Source organism: Rhizobium sp. LC145 (assembly GCF_001005825.1).
In the GTDB taxonomy this organism is placed as follows: domain Bacteria; phylum Pseudomonadota; class Alphaproteobacteria; order Rhizobiales; family Rhizobiaceae; genus Neorhizobium.
On sequence record NZ_LBHV01000005.1, the window covers coordinates 326,095 to 344,792 of the forward strand.

Sequence of the window (18,698 nt, forward strand, 5' to 3'; positions counted from 1 at the left end):
CATTTCAGGTCACGAGCGGGCGGCGTAGCGGCAAACGACCGTCACCAAAGCAGTTGCGCTTCGTGTAGAGGCGCGACCGTCAGGAAATCGGTCGAAGGCAAGGGTCTTCCAGAGGTCTTCTTTCCAGTCACCAACTTGAGGCGGGTCGCGCAACATAAATACCGAGCTGCCGGCCAACACCATTCGGGGTGCTTGACATCTGACACGTACGACATGGGCACCGTTGTCGATGAAGATTGCCTCGCCGCTGGTTGCATGTTCGATGAGGCCGATGCTGACGTCATAGTCATACCGGATATCAGCTGAAGCCACCGGGGCCACAATGGTCAAACTAATCGTCTGATCGTCAGGAAAATGGGTGACGTGAACGGGTGGGCGGTCCCGGGCACCTGCACTGGAGGCCAATGCGGTCGGGGGCGATGCTTCCGGTTCACTTGCCAAGTGCTTCGGGGTGACGGTTGTCGTGTATGAGTATCCGGTAACGTCTCGACGGCTTAGTAATTCACCAACATGAATGGCGCGTCTCTAGATCCAAAGCTGGGCTTCACCCCAAGTAGAGGAGCGACCCGACCGATGATCTGCTTGATCATTGGCGCAGCCGTCGATGCTGCTGTCCGCCCTCCGTGCTCTCCCGTCTTCGGAGCATCGGCGATGGAGAGAACGACGTATTTGGGTTTGTCCATCGGGAAAGCCGCGACGAACGCGTTGAAGTTGATATTCGTGGCGTACCGGCCGTTGATCACTTTGTCAGCTGTACCGGTCTTGCCGCCGACATCGAAACCTTCGACCTGTGCGCCCCGCCCGGACCCTTTCTGCCCGTTCCAGGTGTAGAGATAACGCATGTCCTCGCTTGTCTTTTCCTTGATGACTCTCCGGGAAATCGAGGCGGCCTCTTCGCGGGAACGTGTCAAAAAGGTCGGCGAAATGAGCTTCCCACCGTTCATGAGTGCGGCGGCGGCAACCGCAGTCTGTAACGGCGTAGTAGCAACTCCGTGACCGTACGAGATCGTGACCGAATTGATCTTCTTCCACGTACGCGGCTGGCTGGGCGTCGCCACGCCGGGCATCTCGGTTTCCATCTTGGACAAGAGGCCAAGCTTCGTGAGAAACTCCTGATGGCCTTCTATTCCGACTTTATCTGCGACCGCGGCGGTGCCGATATTCGATGAATACTGGAAGACCTCCGGAATCGAGAGAGGCCGATTCTTTCCTTTGAAATCCCTGATGGTGAATCCGCCCATGCGAATAGGGCGAGAAGCATCGACGACCGAGTTGAGAGTAATCTTCTCCGCATCCAGCCCCATGGCCAAAGTGAAGCTTTTAAAGGTGGAGCCCATCTCGAATGTGGCGTTGCTCATTCGGTTGAACCAACCCTTCTCGTATTCCTTGTCCACGCTGCCGTCGGGAAGCACTTTGGATGGTTCATTGGGATCGTAGTCTGGTACCGAGGCCATGGCCAAGACTTCCCCCGTTTCGACGTCGAGAACGACTGCGCCGGCCGCCTCCGCCTGATAGTCGACCATTGCCTTTGCAACGACATCGCGCACGATATTTTGGACGCGAAGATCGATCGAAAGTCTCACGGGCTCCAGCGCCGCATCTCCGGTCAAGCCGGTCATCCGAAGATCAGCAAGTCCTTGCTGGTCCAGATATCGCTCCATGCCCGCCAGTCCTTGATTGTCGACATTCACATGCCCAACAATGTGCGATGCGGTCGCCCCACCGGGGTAAAATCGCCGCTTTTCCGGCCGAAAACCGATGCCAGGAATACCGAGAGCGAGAATGTCTGCCTGTTGTCTCGGCGTCAGCTGGCGCTTCAACCATTGAAACGCCGTCTGCGACCGGAGCTTCTTATGGGTCTCACTCCAGTCGAGGTCTCGAATGACGGCCGCGAGTTTCTCGACGACCTCGTCTGCATCGACAATCCGCCGAGGGTCAGCGTAGAGCGACACCATGTCGAGATCAGTTGCGAGTAGTTCTCCGTTGCGATCGATGATATCGGGACGTGACGCGATGGTGTTCGTGTTCCCGATTGACGCGGTCAACACTGGCTCGACGAGACCATACTGAAAAAGACGGGCCCCAATCACAAGGAATGCCAAACAAAAGCCGGCCATCAGTATTCCCAGACGTTGTCTCGCCTGGTTTCTGCGACGTGCACTCGCACCCACGAACGAACGGTTGCCTGGGGATATGCGACCCTTCACGATGAAATGGGCCCGACGTCTCAGCCGGACGACAAAAGAAATCATTCGAAACCCCACAAAGAAGATCCAGGCGAACACGGGCCGCTCAACCGCACAACCGACCCTGCACTCGGTTCGCGTCCAAGCCAATGGGGGAGTTGGCGAATCTCCGAAAGCGATTGAAGTTGAACTAATATACAATTAAAATTGTATGGAATTTCTCGGATTAGATTAACCTATGCCCCCTCATAGGCCTTCACAGCAGAACACCTACGGCCGATTCCAGCCTTCGCATCGAAGACCGTGAAGCCCAGGCATGTTGCTCGTGACTCCAAATACCGATGCCGGGCAATTTCCAGCGTATTCTCACCAAGACTCCCGCTCTGATAAAGCCTCCGCCCCTCATGAACGCGTCACGGCCTGCTCTTCTTGTTGAATTCCGGAAGCGGAAATCTCATCCGTCGTCATCATGCGGTAAACCGTAACCGGTGTCACACCCGCACCTTGACGCCGCAGCCTATTTTTTGTGGTGAGCGGTTTCAGACTGAGACGTAATTGCAAAACTGAACTGTGTGAGCTACTTAGCGTCATCCACAAGGACCCGGTGAAACTCCGGGTGGCTCTTCTGGCCGCCGATCCGCCAGACAACACAGCAACGCAACCTATTCCATTTTCGAGGACCGAGTTTCGCTCGGCCCGTTGCCTCAACTGTGAAAAATCTCCCATGCGAACTCTTTCAAACTACCGTCAGGAGTGGTTCTCCAACATCCGTGGCGACGTGCTTTCGGGTATCGTCGTCGCCCTCGCGCTTATCCCGGAAGCGATAGGCTTCTCGGTTATTGCGGGCGTCGATCCGAAGGTCGGCCTCTATGCCTCCTTCGCAATCGCCTGCGTGGCGGCCTTTGTGGGCGGTCGGCCGGGCATGATCTCTGCCGCCACGGCTGCGACCGCTGTCGTCATGATCTCGCTGGTCAAGGAGCACGGTCTTCAGTATCTGTTCGCCGCCACCATCCTGATGGGAATCATCCAGATCGTCGCGGGATGGCTCAGGCTCGGCCGCGTGATGCGATTCGTCTCCCGCTCGGTCATCACGGGCTTCGTCAACGCACTTGCGATCCTGATCTTCATGGCCCAGTTGCCCGAACTTATCGGGGTTCCGACGCTCACCTACGTGATGATCGCTGGCGGCCTCGCTATCATCTACCTCTTTCCATACGTGACCAAAGCTATCCCATCGCCGCTCGTGGCCATCGCGGTTCTGACAGCCATGGCGTGGTGGTTCGGCATGGACCTACGCACCGTGGGCGACCTCGGCGAGCTTCCGTCTTCGATCCCATTCCTGATGCTTCCGCAGGTTCCGTTGACATGGGAGACGCTGCAGATCATCTTCCCATACTCTGTGACGCTCGCTGCCGTCGGCCTGCTGGAATCGCTGCTTACTGCGCAGATCGTCGACGACATGACGGACACGCCCAGCAACAAGAGTCAGGAATGCGTTGGACAGGGCGCGGGGAATATCGCCTCGGCACTGATCGGCGGCATGGGCGGATGCGCCATGATCGGACAGTCGGTGATCAACGTGACATCTGGTGGTCGAGGACGGCTTTCAACGTTGGTCGCGGGTGCTTTCCTACTGTTCCTGATTGTCGTCCTTAACGACCTCGTCCGGATCATCCCGATGGCCGCGCTTGTTGCGGTTATGATTATGGTTTCCATTGGCACTTTCTCCTGGCGGTCGATCCTCGACCTGAGACGCCATCCGCTTCCGTCCTCCGTCGTCATGTTGGCAACGGTCATCACCGTGGTTGCAACGCATGATTTGGCCAAAGGCGTAATCGTTGGCGTCTTGCTCTCCGGCATCTTTTTTGCTGGTAAGGTAGCCCGTCTGTTCAGGGTCACGCGCGTGGAGGATGCCGAACAAAACAGCGTCACCTATGCAGTGGTGGGGCAGGTCTTCTTTGCGTCGGCGGAAGCCTTTATCCATGCGTTCGACTTCACGGATAAGGATAAGCGGATCATCATCGATCTGACAAAAGCCCATCTCTGGGACATCACCGCAATTGGCGCGTTGGATAAGATCGTATTGAAGTTCCGTCGGTCGGGCGACGAGGTCGAAGTTCTCGGCTTCAACGAAGCGAGTGCTGATATGGTTGACCGCTTCGCGCTGCACGACAAGGATGAGCGGCTTGCGGCAAGCGCCTCACTGCATTGAACAACGGGGCTGCGTACATTCGTGCGCAGCCATCTGCTCCACTACTGTTGCCTGTTGGTCCGCTCCCAGGGCGAATTATTCCAAGGCAAAAGCTCATGAATCTGGCCGTGCTTGTGGCCGTTGACGATAGCGGTGAGCGTTGCTGTCAGATAGGCTGATCAACAGCATTGAGCTTGCATGTCTCGATGAGCGAGGCGATGGTGGCCCAGTTCTCGGCTCCGGCATCATGACCAGCAAAGAGTGCGTTCTTCCGATTGAGGGCAATCGGCCTGATGGTCCGCTCGACACTGTTGTTGTCGATCTCGATGCGTCCGTCGGTCAGGAAGAGCTCCAGACCATCCCAGTACTTGGCGATGTAGGCCAATGCCTCGCCGAGCGGCGACTTCGTTGCGACGCGGGCGCGGTGATGGACGAGCCAGGTCTGCAGTTCTGCCACACGCGGCGCTGACCGCTCTTGCCGTCCAGCGAGACGAGCCAGCGGATCAGGCTTCCTGGTTGTGAGAAACTCCAATGAGGTCTCCATGGAGAAACTCCCGTTCTTCATCCATGGAAATCTCGATCACAGACTAGGCGGCGAAGGACAATGTGGGGGGAGAACAACGGTTACGGTAAACCTCGCCGGAAACCTTACCTGCGGCCGCGATGAGAACGCTATCAGGGTGATGAACATATCGCTGCGTCACGTTATCGGCCGCATGACCGAGCAGCGCAGAGACGGTGATTTCCGTGAAGCCCAGACCGCCGGCCGCGCTGGCATAAGAATGCCGGGGGCTATGCGAGGTGACGCCACTAACCAGCGAGGTCACTCTCGCCGTGAACCATGTGGTACCACAGCATGGCTTTCGACCATCTGCGAAGCCGTGCGACAAGGAGCGCCGCTCTACACCAGAGGACCCTAATATGTCCGCGATTTCGCATTCACATCGACCGTTTTTCGAGTCAGTCTTTATCCAAAGCGAAAGAATCTACATCGTCAGGCGCGTTGGAGGCGAGGACGAAAGAGACGACAGCGAAGAAATGCAATGTGTCTCGTGCAATAGGCCGCCGAGCAAGCCTACCATCCGTCGGATCCTAGCCGCACACCATCGAGCTGGCGCTCTTCCTGGCGCTCCAGGCCGCTCAGTCATCCGGCAACAGCCGTTGAATCGCCATTGGAACAAGTTCACGAGGCGACCATAGGCAACCGTCCGGTGACAACAGGAAAGGGGAATGATGCCAAAACTATCCGATGCACACTCCTATCCTCCTCGCGGCATGTCGCGCGAGGAAGCCGCACGATACGTCGGCGTCGGCACCACAAAGTTTGACGAAATGGTTGCCGACCGCCGGATGCCGAAGCCGCGGAAGATTGACGGTCGGGTGGTTTGGGACCGGATCGCACTCGACGCGGCATTCTCTGATCTGCCCTCCGGCGGAGGAAACGTGATCGACGAGCTCTTGTCTGGCTGCAGGCTTCATGGCTAACAATGGCACATGGAAGGCGAGAAGCGACCTTATCTCTCTCAGTTTCAGGACCGCCACGGGAGAACCCGTTGGCGGTACCGTCGTGGAAAATTGACGATCTCACTGAAGGGCAAGCCGGGCGACCCTGAGTTCGAGGAAGCGTATAAGGCCGCGGTTGAAGGAAGAAAACCAAGGAAAGCTGCGGTCATAAAAATGCCGGGGGCAGCCCTCCCCGGCACGTTTCGAGCGGCCTGGACGAAAGTAAAAACCACACCTGATTGGCTGGCACACGATCCACAAACCCAACTGAAAAATATCCGCCTGGCAGAAGAATTTCTCGAGCTCAAGGTGGTGGACGATCAGCCTATCCTTTGGGGCGACATCCCCATGAAGGATTTCAAGCGCCGCCACGCAAAGGATATTCTTGCCAGATTCCACACTACGCCGCACAAGGCCAAACACCTCCTCGTCGCCATTCGCAAAATGATCAACGTCGCTCTCGATGAGGAGTGGATCGAAACCGACCCGACATGGAAACTGAGTTATAGGCCTGAATACAAGGGCTGGCGCGCGTGGACCGACACAGAGAGAGATATGTTCGAACAACGCTGGGCGATCGGAACCACGCCACGAACGACCTACACGCTCGCGCTGTGGCTTGGAACCCGCCGTTCGGATGTCGCTCGCTTGAAATGGGAGTGGTTCGATTTCAAAAAAGGGACCGTCACGTTGGTGACGAAGAAGGGCGAGAGATCACTCGTCCTCCCGATCACGCCAATGTTGCGAGAGGCTCTGACGCCGCTCCCTCGCGGGAGAGAAACGGTCTTGCTCACTCAGTATGGGAAGCCGTTCTCGGAGAAATCACTGACGGGCAGAATGGCTGATTGGACCAATAGCGCCGGCTTGCCGAAAGGCTGCACGCTGCACGGATTAAGAAAAACCCTGGGGAAAATGCTGGCCGAGACTGGGGCGACCACCCGCCAGCTTATGGAGACTCTTGGGCACGACGATATCGAACATGCCGAACTCTATAGCCGGGAGGCCGAGCAACAGCGACTCGCACGCGACGCGATGACCCGCCTCACCAGGAAGATTCAGCCGAAAAGGCCACGTGGCTAACCTATTGTCTAACCACGTTGGATAACCGATTTGTAAGGCATTGGATTCAAAGAAATTTGGTGGGCCCGGAGGGACTCGAACCCCCAACCAAGCGGTTATGAGCCGCCGGCTCTAACCATTGAGCTACAGGCCCTCACGCTTCGGTAGAAACGTCCGGCCCGCAAATGGTCGATACGGGCCCGGACGCCCGCTCTAGCCCAAATCGGAAAAAGCCACAAGCCATTGCCGCAATAGCTTCACAATCCACCGGCACCTAGGCAGAATGTTCCAAAGAAAGGAATCGTTCATGAACGCTACGTCCACCTCCCGCTCCCTTCTTGCCGCCTCGCTCTCCGGTCTTTTGCTGACTGTGGGCGCCGGCGCGGCTTCCGCGCAGGAGAGCCGCCCGCGTGAAGCCGTCATCAGCGTCACCGGCGAAGGCGAGGCATCGGTCGCGCCCGACATGGCGATCCTGACGCTCTCGGTCGTCCGCAACGGCGAAACCGCCGAGGCAGCGCTTTCGGCCAACAATTCCGCGATGAACGAGGTCCTTTCCGCGCTGAAGGCCGAAGGCATCGCCGATCGCGATATCCAGACCAGCAACTTCTCCATCTATCCGCAATATCGCCACCCGGAGCCCAAGGACGGCGTTTCGCAGCCGCCGGAGATCGTCGGCTACGAAGTGTCCAACACGCTGACGCTGCGGATTCGCGACCTTCAGAAGCTCGGCGGTCTGATCGACAGCTCCGTCAAGCTCGGCGTCAACCAGGGCGGCCAGATCGTGTTCACCAACGACGATCCCGATGCCACCACAACCGAAGCCCGCGAGGCTGCCGTCGCCGATGCGCTGGCCAAGGCCAAGACGCTGACGGAAGCGGCCGGCGTGAAGCTTGGCCGGGTGATCGAGATCAACGAGACATCCTTCCGTCCCATGCCGCAGCCGATGGGCCGCATGGCTATGGCCAAGGAAATGTCGGCCGACGCGGTACCGGTGGCAAGCGGCGAGAACACCTACACCGTCACGGTCAACGTCACCTTCGCGCTGGAGCAGTAATTCTCCACCATTGGAGAGTTACGACCGAAACAAGCCGAAACCTCCGCCACCGGCGGAGGTTTTCTTTAGAGCGGTTCAGGCAAAAGAAAGCGCCCTCGCCCGATCCGAAGATCTGGCGAGGGCGCGCTCTTTCCGTCATCGGGCGATGGAGACGGAAACTCTTTTCCTTAGCGACGGATGATCGGGCAGCCGCGGCGGTTGGCGAAGATCACGCGGTCCCGGCCCCGGCGGTCGAAACCGGAGACGACCACCACGCGGCGGTCCGCACCGACGACGCGCGCACGGCGAAGGCCCATATGCCTTGCCTTCTCGACAGCCAGCCACGGCGAGCAGCCGGGACGGCGATCGGGGCGACCCGGACGGCCGGGACGGTCAGGGCGGCCGGGACGATAGTGCCGCTCACCTTCGCGATACTGCACTTGCTGGATGCCGAATTCCGGGCTGGAAGCAGCGGCAATGTTTGGGACGGCAGAGAAGCCGGTCAGTGCGACGAGCGCTGCAATCCCGAGTTTAGCGATCAGGTTGGTCATGGGTGTTTCTCCGAAACGACGGCCAGAACGCTTGAGGCCGACTGCTATGATCTCTCGCCTAACCCAGCGATTGACAAGATGCTTAGAACTTTCAGCCTGAACGAGTGCCTAATTCGTCATTCACCCGCCGTTCATCTATGGGTCATGCGGAGAGGTGCAGGACGATCTCCCGGCGATGCGGCCGGTCGCGGTGCTCGAAGAGATAGATGCCCTGCCAGGTGCCGGTGAGGAGCCTTCCATCACGAACCGGAATGCCGAGTGAAACCTGGGTCAGTGCTGCCTTGATATGCGCTGGCATGTCGTCCGGCCCCTCGGTGGTATGGGTCACCCATCCCATGGAGGCATCATTCGTCGGCGGCACGAGGCGGGAGAAGAAGGTCTTGAGATCCCGGCGCACGTCCGGATCGGCATTTTCCTGGATGATGAGGGAGCAGGAAGTGTGGCGCACGAAGACGGTGAGCAATCCTTCGCCGATCCCGCTCGAGCGGACGAAGTTCGCCGCCGCTTCCGTGAATTCGTAAAGGCCCTGCCCTCGGGTGGAAATGGAAATCACGGTTTGCGGCACGGTTTCTTCTCTAGTTCATGGGTGCCGGTTCACCGGCACCCTAGGTTGAGGACTCACAACGTCAAGAAGCTTTCGAAGCCGCCATAGATCATCCGCTTGCCGTCGAAAACGTCTTTCCATCCGTCGCCGGCAAGCCTCGGATCGGCCATCACCTTCGCGTTGATTTCGTCACGCCGGCTGCGGCTTTCATAGGTGATCCAGGAAAAGACGACAATCTCGTCCTCCTTTGCCTGCACGGCACGGGGAAAGGAGGTGAGCTCGCCATAGGGCACGTCGTCGGCGAAGCATTCCACATAGGATAGCGCGCCGAGCTCCTTCCAAACCTCGCCCGCCGTGCGGGCCATCTCCTTGTAGCGCTCGATATTGCTCTTCGGCACGGCAAGCACAAACCCATCGACATAGGGCATTTCAATTCCTCCTTTTGGTTTCGGCGTAACAAGGACGCCCGGCAAACCCCGATCCCGACACCGCTGCTGAAACTTTTTCTGTCAGGATCAGCCAGAAGCCTCCTCGATCGAATCCACCCGGTCAGGATAGAAAGCCAGATGGTCCTTGATCGGGCTGACCGCTTCATAGGGTTCTTCGTAGGACCAGACAGCGTTCTTGGCTCTCTCGCCGCCTGCCGGGATGCTGAAATAGGAAGCCTCGCCCTTATAGGGGCAGTAGGTGTGATGATCGGTGGGCTCGAGCATCGACAAGTCCGCATCCTTGCGCGGAATGTAATGCACCGGCGGATAGGAGGCCTCGCGAAGCGTCAGCGTGCTTGTGCTGTCGGCGATCACCCTGCCGCCGAGCTTCACCACCACGCGCGCCGAATTGCTCTCCACCGTAATGGGATGATCGGGTCCCGGATATCTTCGCTCTTTCTCTGCCATGGCATCACCCTCCTTCGGGTTTCGAAAGGAGGGGATATAGGGGGCAAGCTCGCCGGAGCCACCGCAGGTCCCCGGAAAAGATTCGGCCGACCGTTAGAACGCCGTTATGACGCTCATGCCCGCGGTCTCGGATTTATCCATCGTCATCAGCGCGGGGATCGCATCCTCCAGCCCGATCCTCTTGGCGATCAGCATTTGCGGCGCCATCTTGCCCGCGGAAATCATCGCGAGCATCGCATCGTAGCGCCAGGCCTGCATCCCGTGGCTTCCGTAGATCTCCAGTTCGTGGCCGATCACCTGCGCCATCGGGATCTGCGGTGTGGCATGCTCGCCGAGCATCAATCCGACCTGCACATGACGGCCGCGTCGCCGCAGATTCTTGATGGAATTGAAGCAGGTGGCGGGATGGCCGAGCGCATCGATCGAGACATGGGCTCCGCCCTTGGTGATCTCACGCACCGCCTCCACCACGTCCGCGACCGTGCCGGCATTGATGGTGGCCACCGCGCCGCACTGGCGGGCAAGCGCCAGCTTCTCTTCGGAAATGTCGATGCCGATCGCATTCGCCCCGAGTGCTGTGGCGATCATGATCGCCGAGAGCCCCACCCCGCCGCAGCCATGAATAGCGATCCATTCGCCACGGCCGGTGCGCGCCTGATCCGCAACCGCACGGAAGGATGTGGCGAACCGGCAGCCGAGGCTCGCCGCCGTCGCGTCGTCGATCTCTTCGGGCAGATGCACGAGATTGGTATCAGCATAGTCGATCGCCACATACTCGGCGAACGAACCCCAATGGGTAAAGCCCGGCTGGAACTGGTTGGGACAGACCTGTTGGTTGCCGGAATGGCATTCGGAACAATGGCCGCAGCCGGAGACGAAGGGCACCGTCACCCGGTCCCCCACCTTGAAGCGCATCACGCCCTTGCCTGTGGCGACGATCCTGCCGGCGAATTCATGACCGGGCACATGCGGCAGGCGGATATCGGGATCATGCCCCATCCAGCCATGCCAGTCGCTGCGGCAAAGCCCCGTCGCTCCGACCTTTATCACCACTCCGTCGAAGCCCGGTTCGGGATCGGGCAGCGTGCGGATCTCGGGCGCCTTTTCGAAGGCGTCGTAGAACATGGCTTTCATGGTGGGACGCTCCCTAAGTCAACAGTCAGATCAGCATGTGGTCACTGGAAGCCGCGTGCACGCCATTCGCGCCGCGGCACCGGAGCGCCCACCTTGAATGCAAAGGACACAACCTTAGTGGCAGCTTCGTCGATCACGCAGCGAAAGCTCAAGTCGTACCATTGATCGTTAGCGAAGAAGCCAACATTCTGTTCATTAAGAACCGTCCCCTCCGGCAATCGGGGTCGCGGCACGGCCATTACATTATATGAGGCATTTCGTAACTGCGCCGCCAGTTCGTTGGAGCAGAGCTGACCTGCGCGCAAACCCCTCGGCATATCGCCCATGGCTCTGGTAGCAATCTGACTCCCCGTTTCGTTTTGCGAAAACAGCCTCTTGGCCTCCGTCAGCTCCAGCGGTTTCTCCGCAGGCTTCTCCTCCGCCTGCGGCTTCGGCCGTTCGGCCGGCACCGGCACGGCCTCCAGGCTCGTCTCGCCAGGCGCCACGGTTCCATCCCGTTCAGGGCTGGTCTCGGCAACGTCCACCTCCGGCAGATTGATATCATCCGGCAAGGGAGGCGCTTCCTGCTCGGCCGCATCCGGCGCCTCCTCGGCAGTCGAAGCAGCCGGTGCAGGCTCTTCCGCCTCGGCCTCCTGCTCGGCGTAAGGCGTCGCGGGTGTCTCCGCCTCTTCGGAAGCATTGCCATTGGATAGTTTAGGCCCGGTATCCTTCTCTCCATATTGGAAGACGGGATCGAGCTGCGGCATCGCTGCCTGCTCCTCGGGCTGCTCCTGTGCCTGGGGTGGCGGAGGCTCCGCTGGCGGTGTCTCCGCCTGGGGACTCGGAGGTGGCGGAGGAGGCGGTGCGGCCTCTTCCGGCTTCGGCTCCTCCGGCTTCTGTTCCGGCGGAGGCTCCTGAGCTGCCTGCTCTTCCTGTTTCTCCTCCTGCTTCTCCTCCTCTGGCGGCGAAACGAGTTCCACCTGCACGGCCTCCTCCTCGCGAGGCTCGGAAAAATCGAGCGGCAGATGGAAGAACAGCACGCCGGCGAAGACGGCATGCAGCAGGATGGAGACCGGAATGCCCCATCCGATATTGCTACGCGGCTTCTCCGTCTCTTGCTTCATCAGAAGATCACTACACGCCCCGCCCCTTCTCCGCAAAATCAAATCGGCTCCATCTCCTCTTGCAAACAAACCTACCGAATGGTATGTTTTTCTCATGTCGGAAGCTCACAGACGGGAAAAACAACCGGAACAGGTACGGCGATCCCTGCTGGATCATGCGGCCCAATGCGCCGTTGAACAGGGGCTCGGCAGCCTGACTTTGCAAGCCGTGGCAGATGCCGCGGGCGTCACCAAGGGAGGGCTGCTGCATCATTTTCCAAGCAAGCAGGCGCTCATCGAAGCCGTTTTCGAGGACCTGCTCACCATGCTGGATGAAGAGATCGACCGCCTGATGGAAAGGGATCCCCTCGAGCACGGACGCTTCACCCGCGCCTATATCGACGCCTTCTTCCAGGTGACGCAGGACGGCAGCAAAAGCCCCTGGGCCGCATTGTCGATATCCAGCATGACCGACGCGCGAATGCGCGAACTCTGGTCGCAATGGATTTGCGGGCGGCTCGAGCGCCATGCGACAACCGATAGCCACCCTTCCCTGCAGATCGCCCGCTATGCGGCGGATGGTATCTGGCTCGCCAACCTGATGAAACTGGACGGCATGTCGGCAAACGAACTTGCCGGGCTGCGCAATGATCTAGAAACACTGACGAAACACGCGTGATAACCATGAATCCAGCAATCATGACCTATGGCGCGCTTGGGGTCGCCATCGTGCTCGAAGTGATCGGCACGACCTTCCTGCAGCAGAGCCAGCAGTTCACCCGTGCGCTGCCGACGGCGCTGATGAGCATTTGCTATCTCGCAGCCTTCTATTTCCTGTCGATCGCGCTCCGCACCATGCCGGTCGGCATCGCCTATGCCATATGGAGCGGGCTCGGCATCGTGCTGATCTCGGTAATTGGCCTCGTCCTGTTTCGTCAGACGCTGGATCTCGCGGCCATCATCGGCCTCGGGCTCATCATCGCCGGCGTTCTGGTGGTGAACCTCTTTTCCAACAGCGTCTCGCATTAGATCTCGGGGCTTGCCATTTCCGACTGCTTTCGAGTATGGAAGCACCGCCGGTTTTCGCCGGCCGTAAGCGTCTGACGTGAGGCAACGCATTCCAACCTTCGGATCGTCGGAAACGGCGGTCGCATGGATGCGAACACTTGCCCCGTGACCGATGATCCCTTCAGGAAAGACTTGAATATGAAGCTTACGCGATTTCCCGCACGCTATGCGGCCGTCCTGATGCCGCTGGTTCTCTCGATCCTCATGACCTTCGTCGTTTCAGGCGTTGCCACGGTGCAGAATCTCGGCATCGAGGACCAGTTCGTTCTCAACTGGATGTCCGCCTGGGCGCTCTCCTGGATCATTGCCTTCCCGACCCTGCTTGCCGCCTTGCCGGTCACGCGTCGGATCGTGCGGGCACTGGTGCAGCCCGCCTAAAACAAAAGGCAGAAGACAACGAAAAAGCCCGGCCTGATTTCGCAGGCCGGGCTTTTTCTTTTGAATGTCCGCTGGCTCAGCTATCCAAGAAGCTGCGCAGCTTGCGGCTGCGGCTCGGATGCTTCAGCTTGCGCAGCGCCTTCGCCTCGATCTGACGGATACGCTCGCGGGTAACCGAGAACTGCTGGCCCACTTCTTCCAGCGTGTGGTCGGTGTTCATGCCGATCCCGAAGCGCATGCGCAGCACGCGCTCTTCGCGCGGCGTGAGCGAAGCCAGAACGCGGGTCGTCGTCTCGCGCAGGTTCGCCTGGATGGCCGCATCGATCGGCAGAAGCGCGTTCTTGTCCTCGATGAAATCGCCGAGGTGCGAATCTTCCTCGTCGCCCACCGGGGTTTCGAGCGAGATCGGCTCCTTGGCGATCTTCAGCACCTTGCGCACCTTCTCAAGCGGCATGGCGAGCTTTTCGGCCAGTTCTTCCGGCGTCGGCTCGCGGCCGATCTCGTGCAGCATCTGGCGCGAGGTGCGGACGATCTTGTTGATCGTCTCGATCATGTGCACCGGAATGCGGATGGTGCGGGCTTGGTCGGCGATCGAGCGGGTGATCGCCTGCCTGATCCACCAGGTCGCGTAGGTCGAGAACTTGTAACCGCGGCGGTATTCGAACTTGTCGACCGCCTTCATGAGGCCGATATTGCCTTCCTGGATGAGGTCCAGGAACTGAAGGCCGCGGTTCGTGTACTTCTTCGCGATGGAGATGACGAGACGAAGATTTGCCTCGACCATTTCCTTCTTGGCGATACGCGCCTCGCGCTCGCCCTTCTGCACCATAGAGACGATGCGGCGGAACTCGGCGATCGATATGCCGGTTTCCGTTGCGAGATTCTGTATCTCCTGGCGGATTTCCCGGATCGTATTGTTCTCGGCGCGCGCGAACTCCTTCCACCCGCGGGCGGAAAGGTTGGCGATCGACTTCATCCAGTTCGGATCGAGCTCCGCGCCCTGATACTGCTCCAGGAAGCTATCGCGGCTGACGCCATAAGATTCGGCAAGCCGCAGCAGCCGCCCTTCATTCTGCATCAGGCGCTTGGAGATGTCGTAGAGCTGCTCGACGAGCGAGTCGATGCGGTTCTGGTTGAGCGACAGTGACTTCACCGCCGTGATGAGCTGATCCTTCAGCTCCTTGTAGCGGCGCTCCTGGCCCGAAGAGAGCGTGCCGGTGCAGGAGAGGCGTGCCTCCACCTGCTGGTCCTGCAGCTTGCGCAGCTTCTTGTAGGTATCGGCGATGAAATCGAGCGTCTGCATGACCTGCGGACGCAGTTCCGCCTCCATCGCGGCAAGAGAAAGGTTCGATTCGTCATCGTCCTCCTCTTCCTCTTCGATGGGCATGGCATCGCCACCGACGGCCGTGATGTCGTCGTCATTGGCAGCCGCCATGCGTGCCTTGCGGGCCTTTTCCTTCTCTTCCGCAGCCTTGCGGTCGGCCTCGATCTTTTCCGGGCTCTGGAACTGCGGCGCAGCCTTGGCCTCCGGACCGGAATAGGTGGTCTCGAGGTCGATGATCTCGCGCAGCAGCGTCGTGCCCTCATTGAGCTCGTCACGCCAGATGATCAGCGCCTGAAAGGTCAGCGGGCTCTCGCAGAGGCCTGCGATCATGGTTTCGCGGCCGGCCTCGATGCGCTTGGCGATCGCGATTTCACCCTCGCGGGAGAGAAGCTCCACCGAACCCATCTCGCGCAGATACATGCGCACCGGATCGTCGGTCCGGTCGGTCGGTTCCTTCTTCTTGGCGGTTGCCAGCGCGGTGCCGGCGGTCGGGGCAAGCTCGCCGCCCTCGCTCTCGCTGTCGCCGTCGTCGCTGTCTTCCTCGTCGCCGCCGGTCGCGTCTTCCGCTTCCTCGTCCTCGACGACGTTGATGCCCATATCCGAAAGCATCGACATCGTGTCCTCGATCTGTTCGGAAGTGACTTCTTCCGAAGGCAGGACCGAATTCAGCTCGTCCATTGTCACATAGCCGCGCTTCTTGGCGGCCTTGATCATCTTCTTGACTGCGTCGTCAGAAAGATCGAGAAGCGGACCATCCTGCGTGCCTTCGCGCTCGGTTTCTGCTTCTTCGTTTTCTTTGACTTTTGTTGCCATGTATTTCGCCACTTTCCCTGAACCCACTTCGCCGCGGTCCGTGGTCGCCGGCTCAAGGCGACACTCTCGCCTTCACCGCGAATCACTGCTCAACACGTAACGGAATGACCTTTAACTACCAATTACCACGCAGGCGGTCGCTCTATCGCAGGACCGTCCGTCCGTGACAATCGGACACGTTGGTGTGCTTGACCCACTCCGCCTTTTCTGCCTGAAATGGTGATTCCCACAAATTAACGTTCCGTCAAGCTTTTCCACGGGCTTTGCCCACGAAAAGTGGAAAAAGCTACCTACGCCGGCTTTTGGGGTACACTCATCAACTGCCGGATATGTAGGCGCAGGCGCCCGAAAGACAAGGGTTCGCACCCGCACAATGACTGCCGCACCGCATTTCGGCGGGCATCAGCGGCTCGCGCCGTCGTACTGAGTGACCGCCAATCCCGCCAGATCGATCTCCGGCACGCAACGCAGATTGATGGCCGACATTTCCGTGCCGTCAGGCATGCTCGCCTCGCTGAAGGGAGCAATTCCGCAATTGGCACAGAAATAATGCGCGATGACGTGCTTGTTGAACCGATAGCTCGAAAGATTTTCGCGCGGCGTCGTGAGTTCGAATTGGTTGCGCGGCACGAAAGCCAGCAGCGACCCCTTTCTTCTGCAGATGGAACAGTTGCACTCCATCGCCTTGTCGAACTCGCCTTCCGCCTCGAAGGCGATGTTGCCGCAATGGCAGCTACCGGAAACACGCATCTGGTTCCTCCCTTGTTTCCGCGGCATTCTATTGTGCGCGAGCCATGAGACAAGGGCGCAAGGAAAAAGAAAGCAGCTCAGCCGTGGCTGACCGCCGCGCCCTTCACTCGGCCGGAAAGCACGCCGAAACCATCGATGATGGCCTCCTGGTTTTCCATCCGCAGGATTTCGAGCTGCACTTCCGAAAGCGCTCTCAGAAGCGGCTCGATCTCCTCCGCATCGCCGGCCTCGGTCGCTTCCGCTATTTCACGTTCGAGTTCGATCTTCTGGAAGCGCAAGGCCTTCGTCCGCTTGTGAAGCGAAAGCGCCTGGCGGTATCCTTCTCGGGCGTCCTCGGGCGCGGCCTCCTGCGTCGCTGTCCAGAGCCGTGCATTGCGCACCTGTTGCTCCAACATCTTCAAAAGCTCGCCGAACCCTTCGCCAGAAAGCCGCTCCACCAGATGGTCGCGGGAAATGCTGCCTCCCGCCAGGGCGGCGGCCGGCAGCACCGCCGACCAGAAGCGCTGCAAGTCGCGGTTTTCGAAATCGATCGCGGCGATCTCGTCGTAATCCTCCAGCAGAAGCTGCGGATGATTGACGATGGTGAGCGCCAGTACGCTTTCCCTGAGCGCCGGAAGATCGCGGTAGCCGCGCACCAGACCCGAGCGGGCGAGCCGATCGGAAATACCGACCGCACGCCCCGACGCTTGCGCGCCCCGGGCGCCAAAACCGTCTCTGCCCTGCCCGCCGCCGCGCTGAAAGTTCCGGCCTCGGTCATTGCCGCGCGGCGCCGGCGCGAAGAAGGCGTTCAACCGTTCGCGGATATCCTGCTGGTAATGACGGCGCACGTTCTCGTCAGCGATCACCGAAACCACCTGCTTCAGCCGCGCCTCCAGCTCGGCGCGCTTTTCCGGCGTGTCGAAACTGCTTCCCGCCGCCTCCCTTCGCCAGATCATGTCGGCAAGCGGCCGCGCCTCGGCCATGACCTTGTCGAAGGGGGAGCGGCCTTCGTGGCGAACGAGATCGTCCGGGTCCTTGCCGTCCGGCAGAAGGGCAAAGCGCACCGAACGGCCGGGTTTCAGGAAAGGTAGGGCGAGGTCGGCGGCGCGGTTCGCAGCCCGAAGACCCGCGCCGTCTCCGTCGAAGCAGAGAACCGGCTGCGGCGTCATCCGCCATAGGAGTTCGAGCTGGTTCTCGGTAAGCGCCGTGCCGAGCGGCGCGACTGCGTTCTCGATGCCCGCCTGATGCAGCGCGATCACGTCCATATAGCCTTCGACGGCGATGATCGTGCCGCCCTCGCCCTTTGCTCCCCCTTGCCCGGGACCGCCCTGGGCAGCGCGCCGGGCGCGGGTGAAATTGTAAAGCACCTGACCCTTGTGGAAGAGTTCCGTCTCGTTGGAATTCAGATATTTGGCGGGAGCATCCGGCGACATGGCGCGGCCGCCGAAGGCGATCACCTTTTCCCGTGCCGAAAGGATCGGGAACATGATGCGATCACGGAACCGGTCATAGGAAACCGGCACGTTCTCGTGCACCACGAGCCCGCAAGCCTCCATCTGCTCCTTCGAGATCCCCTTGCCCGCCAGGAATTCCTTCAGCGCGTTACGGCTTTCCGGGGCATAGCCCAGCCGGAAGGTCTCGATCGTCCGTGCCGTCAGGCCGCGGTCACGCAGATAGGCGCGCGCTCTGGCGCCGATAGCGCTTTGCAACTGATCCTGGAAAAAACGGGTCGCCATCTCCATGACGTCGAGCAGAGACATGCGCTCTTTTTCGCGCTTCTCGGCCTGCGGGTCCGGCTGCGGCATGGCGATACCCGCCATATCGGCGATCTGCTGCACGGCTTCCGGAAAGTTCAGGCCTTCGAGTTCGGTGAGGAAGCGGAAGTGATCGCCAGAAACGCCGCAACCGAAGCAGTGATAACGCCCCTTGCGGTCTTCGCAATGGAAGCTCGGGCTCTTTTCTCCATGGAACGGGCAGCAGGCCCAATAATCCCCGCGAGACACATTGGTCTTCTTGCGATCCCACGTGACGCGGCGGCCGACCACCGCCGAAATCGGCACGCGGTCGCGTATCTCGTCGAGAAAGCTGTTGGAAAAGCGCATATTCACCTCTGGGGCCGAATTCTCATATACGCGGCACGGGAGAGGAATGCCAATCTTCAAGGCGGGCAGTTCCCGCTATTCACAGGCCTGGCTCACTTCGGCGCT

General features: G+C 59.8%; 18 protein-coding genes, 1 tRNA gene, 1 pseudogene and 1 other annotated feature. Of the genes and pseudogenes, 7 read left to right on the forward strand and 13 right to left on the reverse strand.

The window, feature by feature from the left end; genetic code table 11:
- Nucleotides 1-9 precede the first annotated feature (9 nt).
- Nucleotides 10-330 (reverse strand): hypothetical protein, encoded by a 321-nt coding sequence (locus YH62_RS30170; protein ID WP_137326590.1) that lies wholly within the window; start codon nt 328-330, stop codon nt 10-12.
- Between the two features lie 164 nt (nt 331-494).
- Nucleotides 495-2,252, reverse strand: a complete 1,758-nt coding sequence (locus tag YH62_RS17045) for a penicillin-binding protein 2 (protein WP_046795582.1) — start codon at nt 2,250-2,252, stop codon at nt 495-497.
- A gap of 528 nt (nt 2,253-2,780) precedes the next feature.
- Nucleotides 2,781-2,836: a sequence feature (sul1 is cis-regulatory element that is thought to sense ions involved in sulfur or methionine metabolism; They are found in Alphaproteobacteria), on the forward strand.
- 74 nt (nt 2,837-2,910) lie between these two features.
- Between YH62_RS17045 and YH62_RS17050 the strand changes: the two genes are divergently transcribed.
- Nucleotides 2,911-4,398 carry a SulP family inorganic anion transporter gene (locus YH62_RS17050; RefSeq protein ID WP_046795421.1) on the forward strand — a complete coding sequence of 496 codons (1,488 nt, stop codon included), beginning with the start codon at nt 2,911-2,913 and terminating at the stop codon, nt 4,396-4,398.
- 41 nt (nt 4,399-4,439) lie between these two features.
- Here the strand turns inward: YH62_RS17050 and YH62_RS17055 are convergent.
- Nucleotides 4,440-4,873: pseudogene (locus YH62_RS17055) on the reverse strand (transposase); the annotation flags it as partial.
- Nucleotides 4,874-5,610: 737 nt separating this feature from the next.
- Here YH62_RS17055 and YH62_RS17060 point away from each other — a divergent pair.
- Both YH62_RS17060 and YH62_RS17065 read left to right on the forward strand, forming a co-directional pair.
- Nucleotides 5,611-5,862, forward strand: coding sequence for a hypothetical protein (locus tag YH62_RS17060; RefSeq protein WP_046795583.1), 252 nt, complete (start codon nt 5,611-5,613; stop codon nt 5,860-5,862).
- 90 nt (nt 5,863-5,952) lie between these two features.
- Nucleotides 5,953-6,960 carry a site-specific integrase gene (locus YH62_RS17065; RefSeq protein WP_245282118.1) on the forward strand — a complete coding sequence of 336 codons (1,008 nt, stop codon included), beginning with the start codon at nt 5,953-5,955 and terminating at the stop codon, nt 6,958-6,960.
- A 57-nt stretch (nt 6,961-7,017) separates the two neighbouring features.
- On the opposite strand, the gene YH62_RS17070 is transcribed toward YH62_RS17065, so the two are convergent.
- Nucleotides 7,018-7,093, reverse strand: a tRNA-Ile gene (locus YH62_RS17070).
- Between the two features lie 153 nt (nt 7,094-7,246).
- Between YH62_RS17070 and YH62_RS17075 the strand changes: the two genes are divergently transcribed.
- Nucleotides 7,247-7,993 carry an SIMPL domain-containing protein gene (locus YH62_RS17075; protein ID WP_046795584.1) on the forward strand — a complete coding sequence of 249 codons (747 nt, stop codon included), beginning with the start codon at nt 7,247-7,249 and terminating at the stop codon, nt 7,991-7,993.
- A 167-nt stretch (nt 7,994-8,160) separates the two neighbouring features.
- On the opposite strand, the gene YH62_RS17080 is transcribed toward YH62_RS17075, so the two are convergent.
- The 6 genes from YH62_RS17080 to YH62_RS17105 form a co-directional block, all read right to left on the reverse strand.
- Entirely contained in the window at nt 8,161-8,523 is a 363-nt protein-coding gene (locus tag YH62_RS17080) for a hypothetical protein (RefSeq protein WP_046795424.1), read from the reverse strand.
- A 142-nt stretch (nt 8,524-8,665) separates the two neighbouring features.
- A complete protein-coding gene (locus tag YH62_RS17085; protein WP_046795425.1) occupies nt 8,666-9,088 on the reverse strand; it encodes a secondary thiamine-phosphate synthase enzyme YjbQ in 423 nt (140 codons plus the stop codon).
- 53 nt (nt 9,089-9,141) lie between these two features.
- Nucleotides 9,142-9,495 (reverse strand): DUF1428 family protein, encoded by a 354-nt coding sequence (locus YH62_RS17090; RefSeq protein WP_046795426.1) that lies wholly within the window; start codon nt 9,493-9,495, stop codon nt 9,142-9,144.
- Between the two features lie 87 nt (nt 9,496-9,582).
- Nucleotides 9,583-9,963 carry a DUF427 domain-containing protein gene (locus YH62_RS17095; protein ID WP_046795427.1) on the reverse strand — a complete coding sequence of 127 codons (381 nt, stop codon included), beginning with the start codon at nt 9,961-9,963 and terminating at the stop codon, nt 9,583-9,585.
- A gap of 93 nt (nt 9,964-10,056) precedes the next feature.
- Nucleotides 10,057-11,097 (reverse strand): zinc-dependent alcohol dehydrogenase family protein, encoded by a 1,041-nt coding sequence (locus tag YH62_RS17100; protein WP_046795428.1) that lies wholly within the window; start codon nt 11,095-11,097, stop codon nt 10,057-10,059.
- A 41-nt stretch (nt 11,098-11,138) separates the two neighbouring features.
- Entirely contained in the window at nt 11,139-12,200 is a 1,062-nt protein-coding gene (locus tag YH62_RS17105; RefSeq protein ID WP_046795429.1) for a DUF930 domain-containing protein, read from the reverse strand.
- Between the two features lie 94 nt (nt 12,201-12,294).
- On the opposite strand from YH62_RS17105, the gene YH62_RS17110 reads away from it, so the two are divergent.
- The 3 genes from YH62_RS17110 to YH62_RS17120 all read left to right on the forward strand — a co-directional run bounded on the left by YH62_RS17110 (nt 12,295) and on the right by YH62_RS17120 (nt 13,625).
- On the forward strand, nt 12,295-12,858 hold the full coding sequence (locus YH62_RS17110) for a TetR/AcrR family transcriptional regulator (RefSeq protein ID WP_046795430.1): 564 nt from the start codon (nt 12,295-12,297) through the stop codon (nt 12,856-12,858).
- Between the two features lie 5 nt (nt 12,859-12,863).
- Nucleotides 12,864-13,208 (forward strand): multidrug efflux SMR transporter, encoded by a 345-nt coding sequence (locus YH62_RS17115; protein WP_046795431.1) that lies wholly within the window; start codon nt 12,864-12,866, stop codon nt 13,206-13,208.
- Between the two features lie 177 nt (nt 13,209-13,385).
- Complete coding sequence (locus tag YH62_RS17120) at nt 13,386-13,625, forward strand: DUF2798 domain-containing protein (protein ID WP_046795585.1); 240 nt, start codon at nt 13,386-13,388, stop codon at nt 13,623-13,625.
- Between the two features lie 76 nt (nt 13,626-13,701).
- Here the strand turns inward: YH62_RS17120 and rpoD are convergent, their stop codons facing one another.
- The 3 genes from rpoD to dnaG form a co-directional block, all read right to left on the reverse strand.
- The gene (gene rpoD, locus YH62_RS17125) at nt 13,702-15,762 is read right to left on the reverse strand and encodes an RNA polymerase sigma factor RpoD (RefSeq protein WP_046795432.1); all 2,061 of its coding nucleotides are present in this window, start codon (nt 15,760-15,762) and stop codon (nt 13,702-13,704) included.
- A gap of 402 nt (nt 15,763-16,164) precedes the next feature.
- Nucleotides 16,165-16,512: a GFA family protein gene (locus tag YH62_RS17130; protein WP_046795433.1), complete on the reverse strand. Its 348-nt coding sequence runs from the start codon at nt 16,510-16,512 to the stop codon at nt 16,165-16,167.
- A gap of 77 nt (nt 16,513-16,589) precedes the next feature.
- Nucleotides 16,590-18,593, reverse strand: coding sequence for a DNA primase (gene dnaG, locus YH62_RS17135; protein ID WP_046795434.1), 2,004 nt, complete (start codon nt 18,591-18,593; stop codon nt 16,590-16,592).
- Nucleotides 18,594-18,698 lie beyond the last annotated feature (105 nt).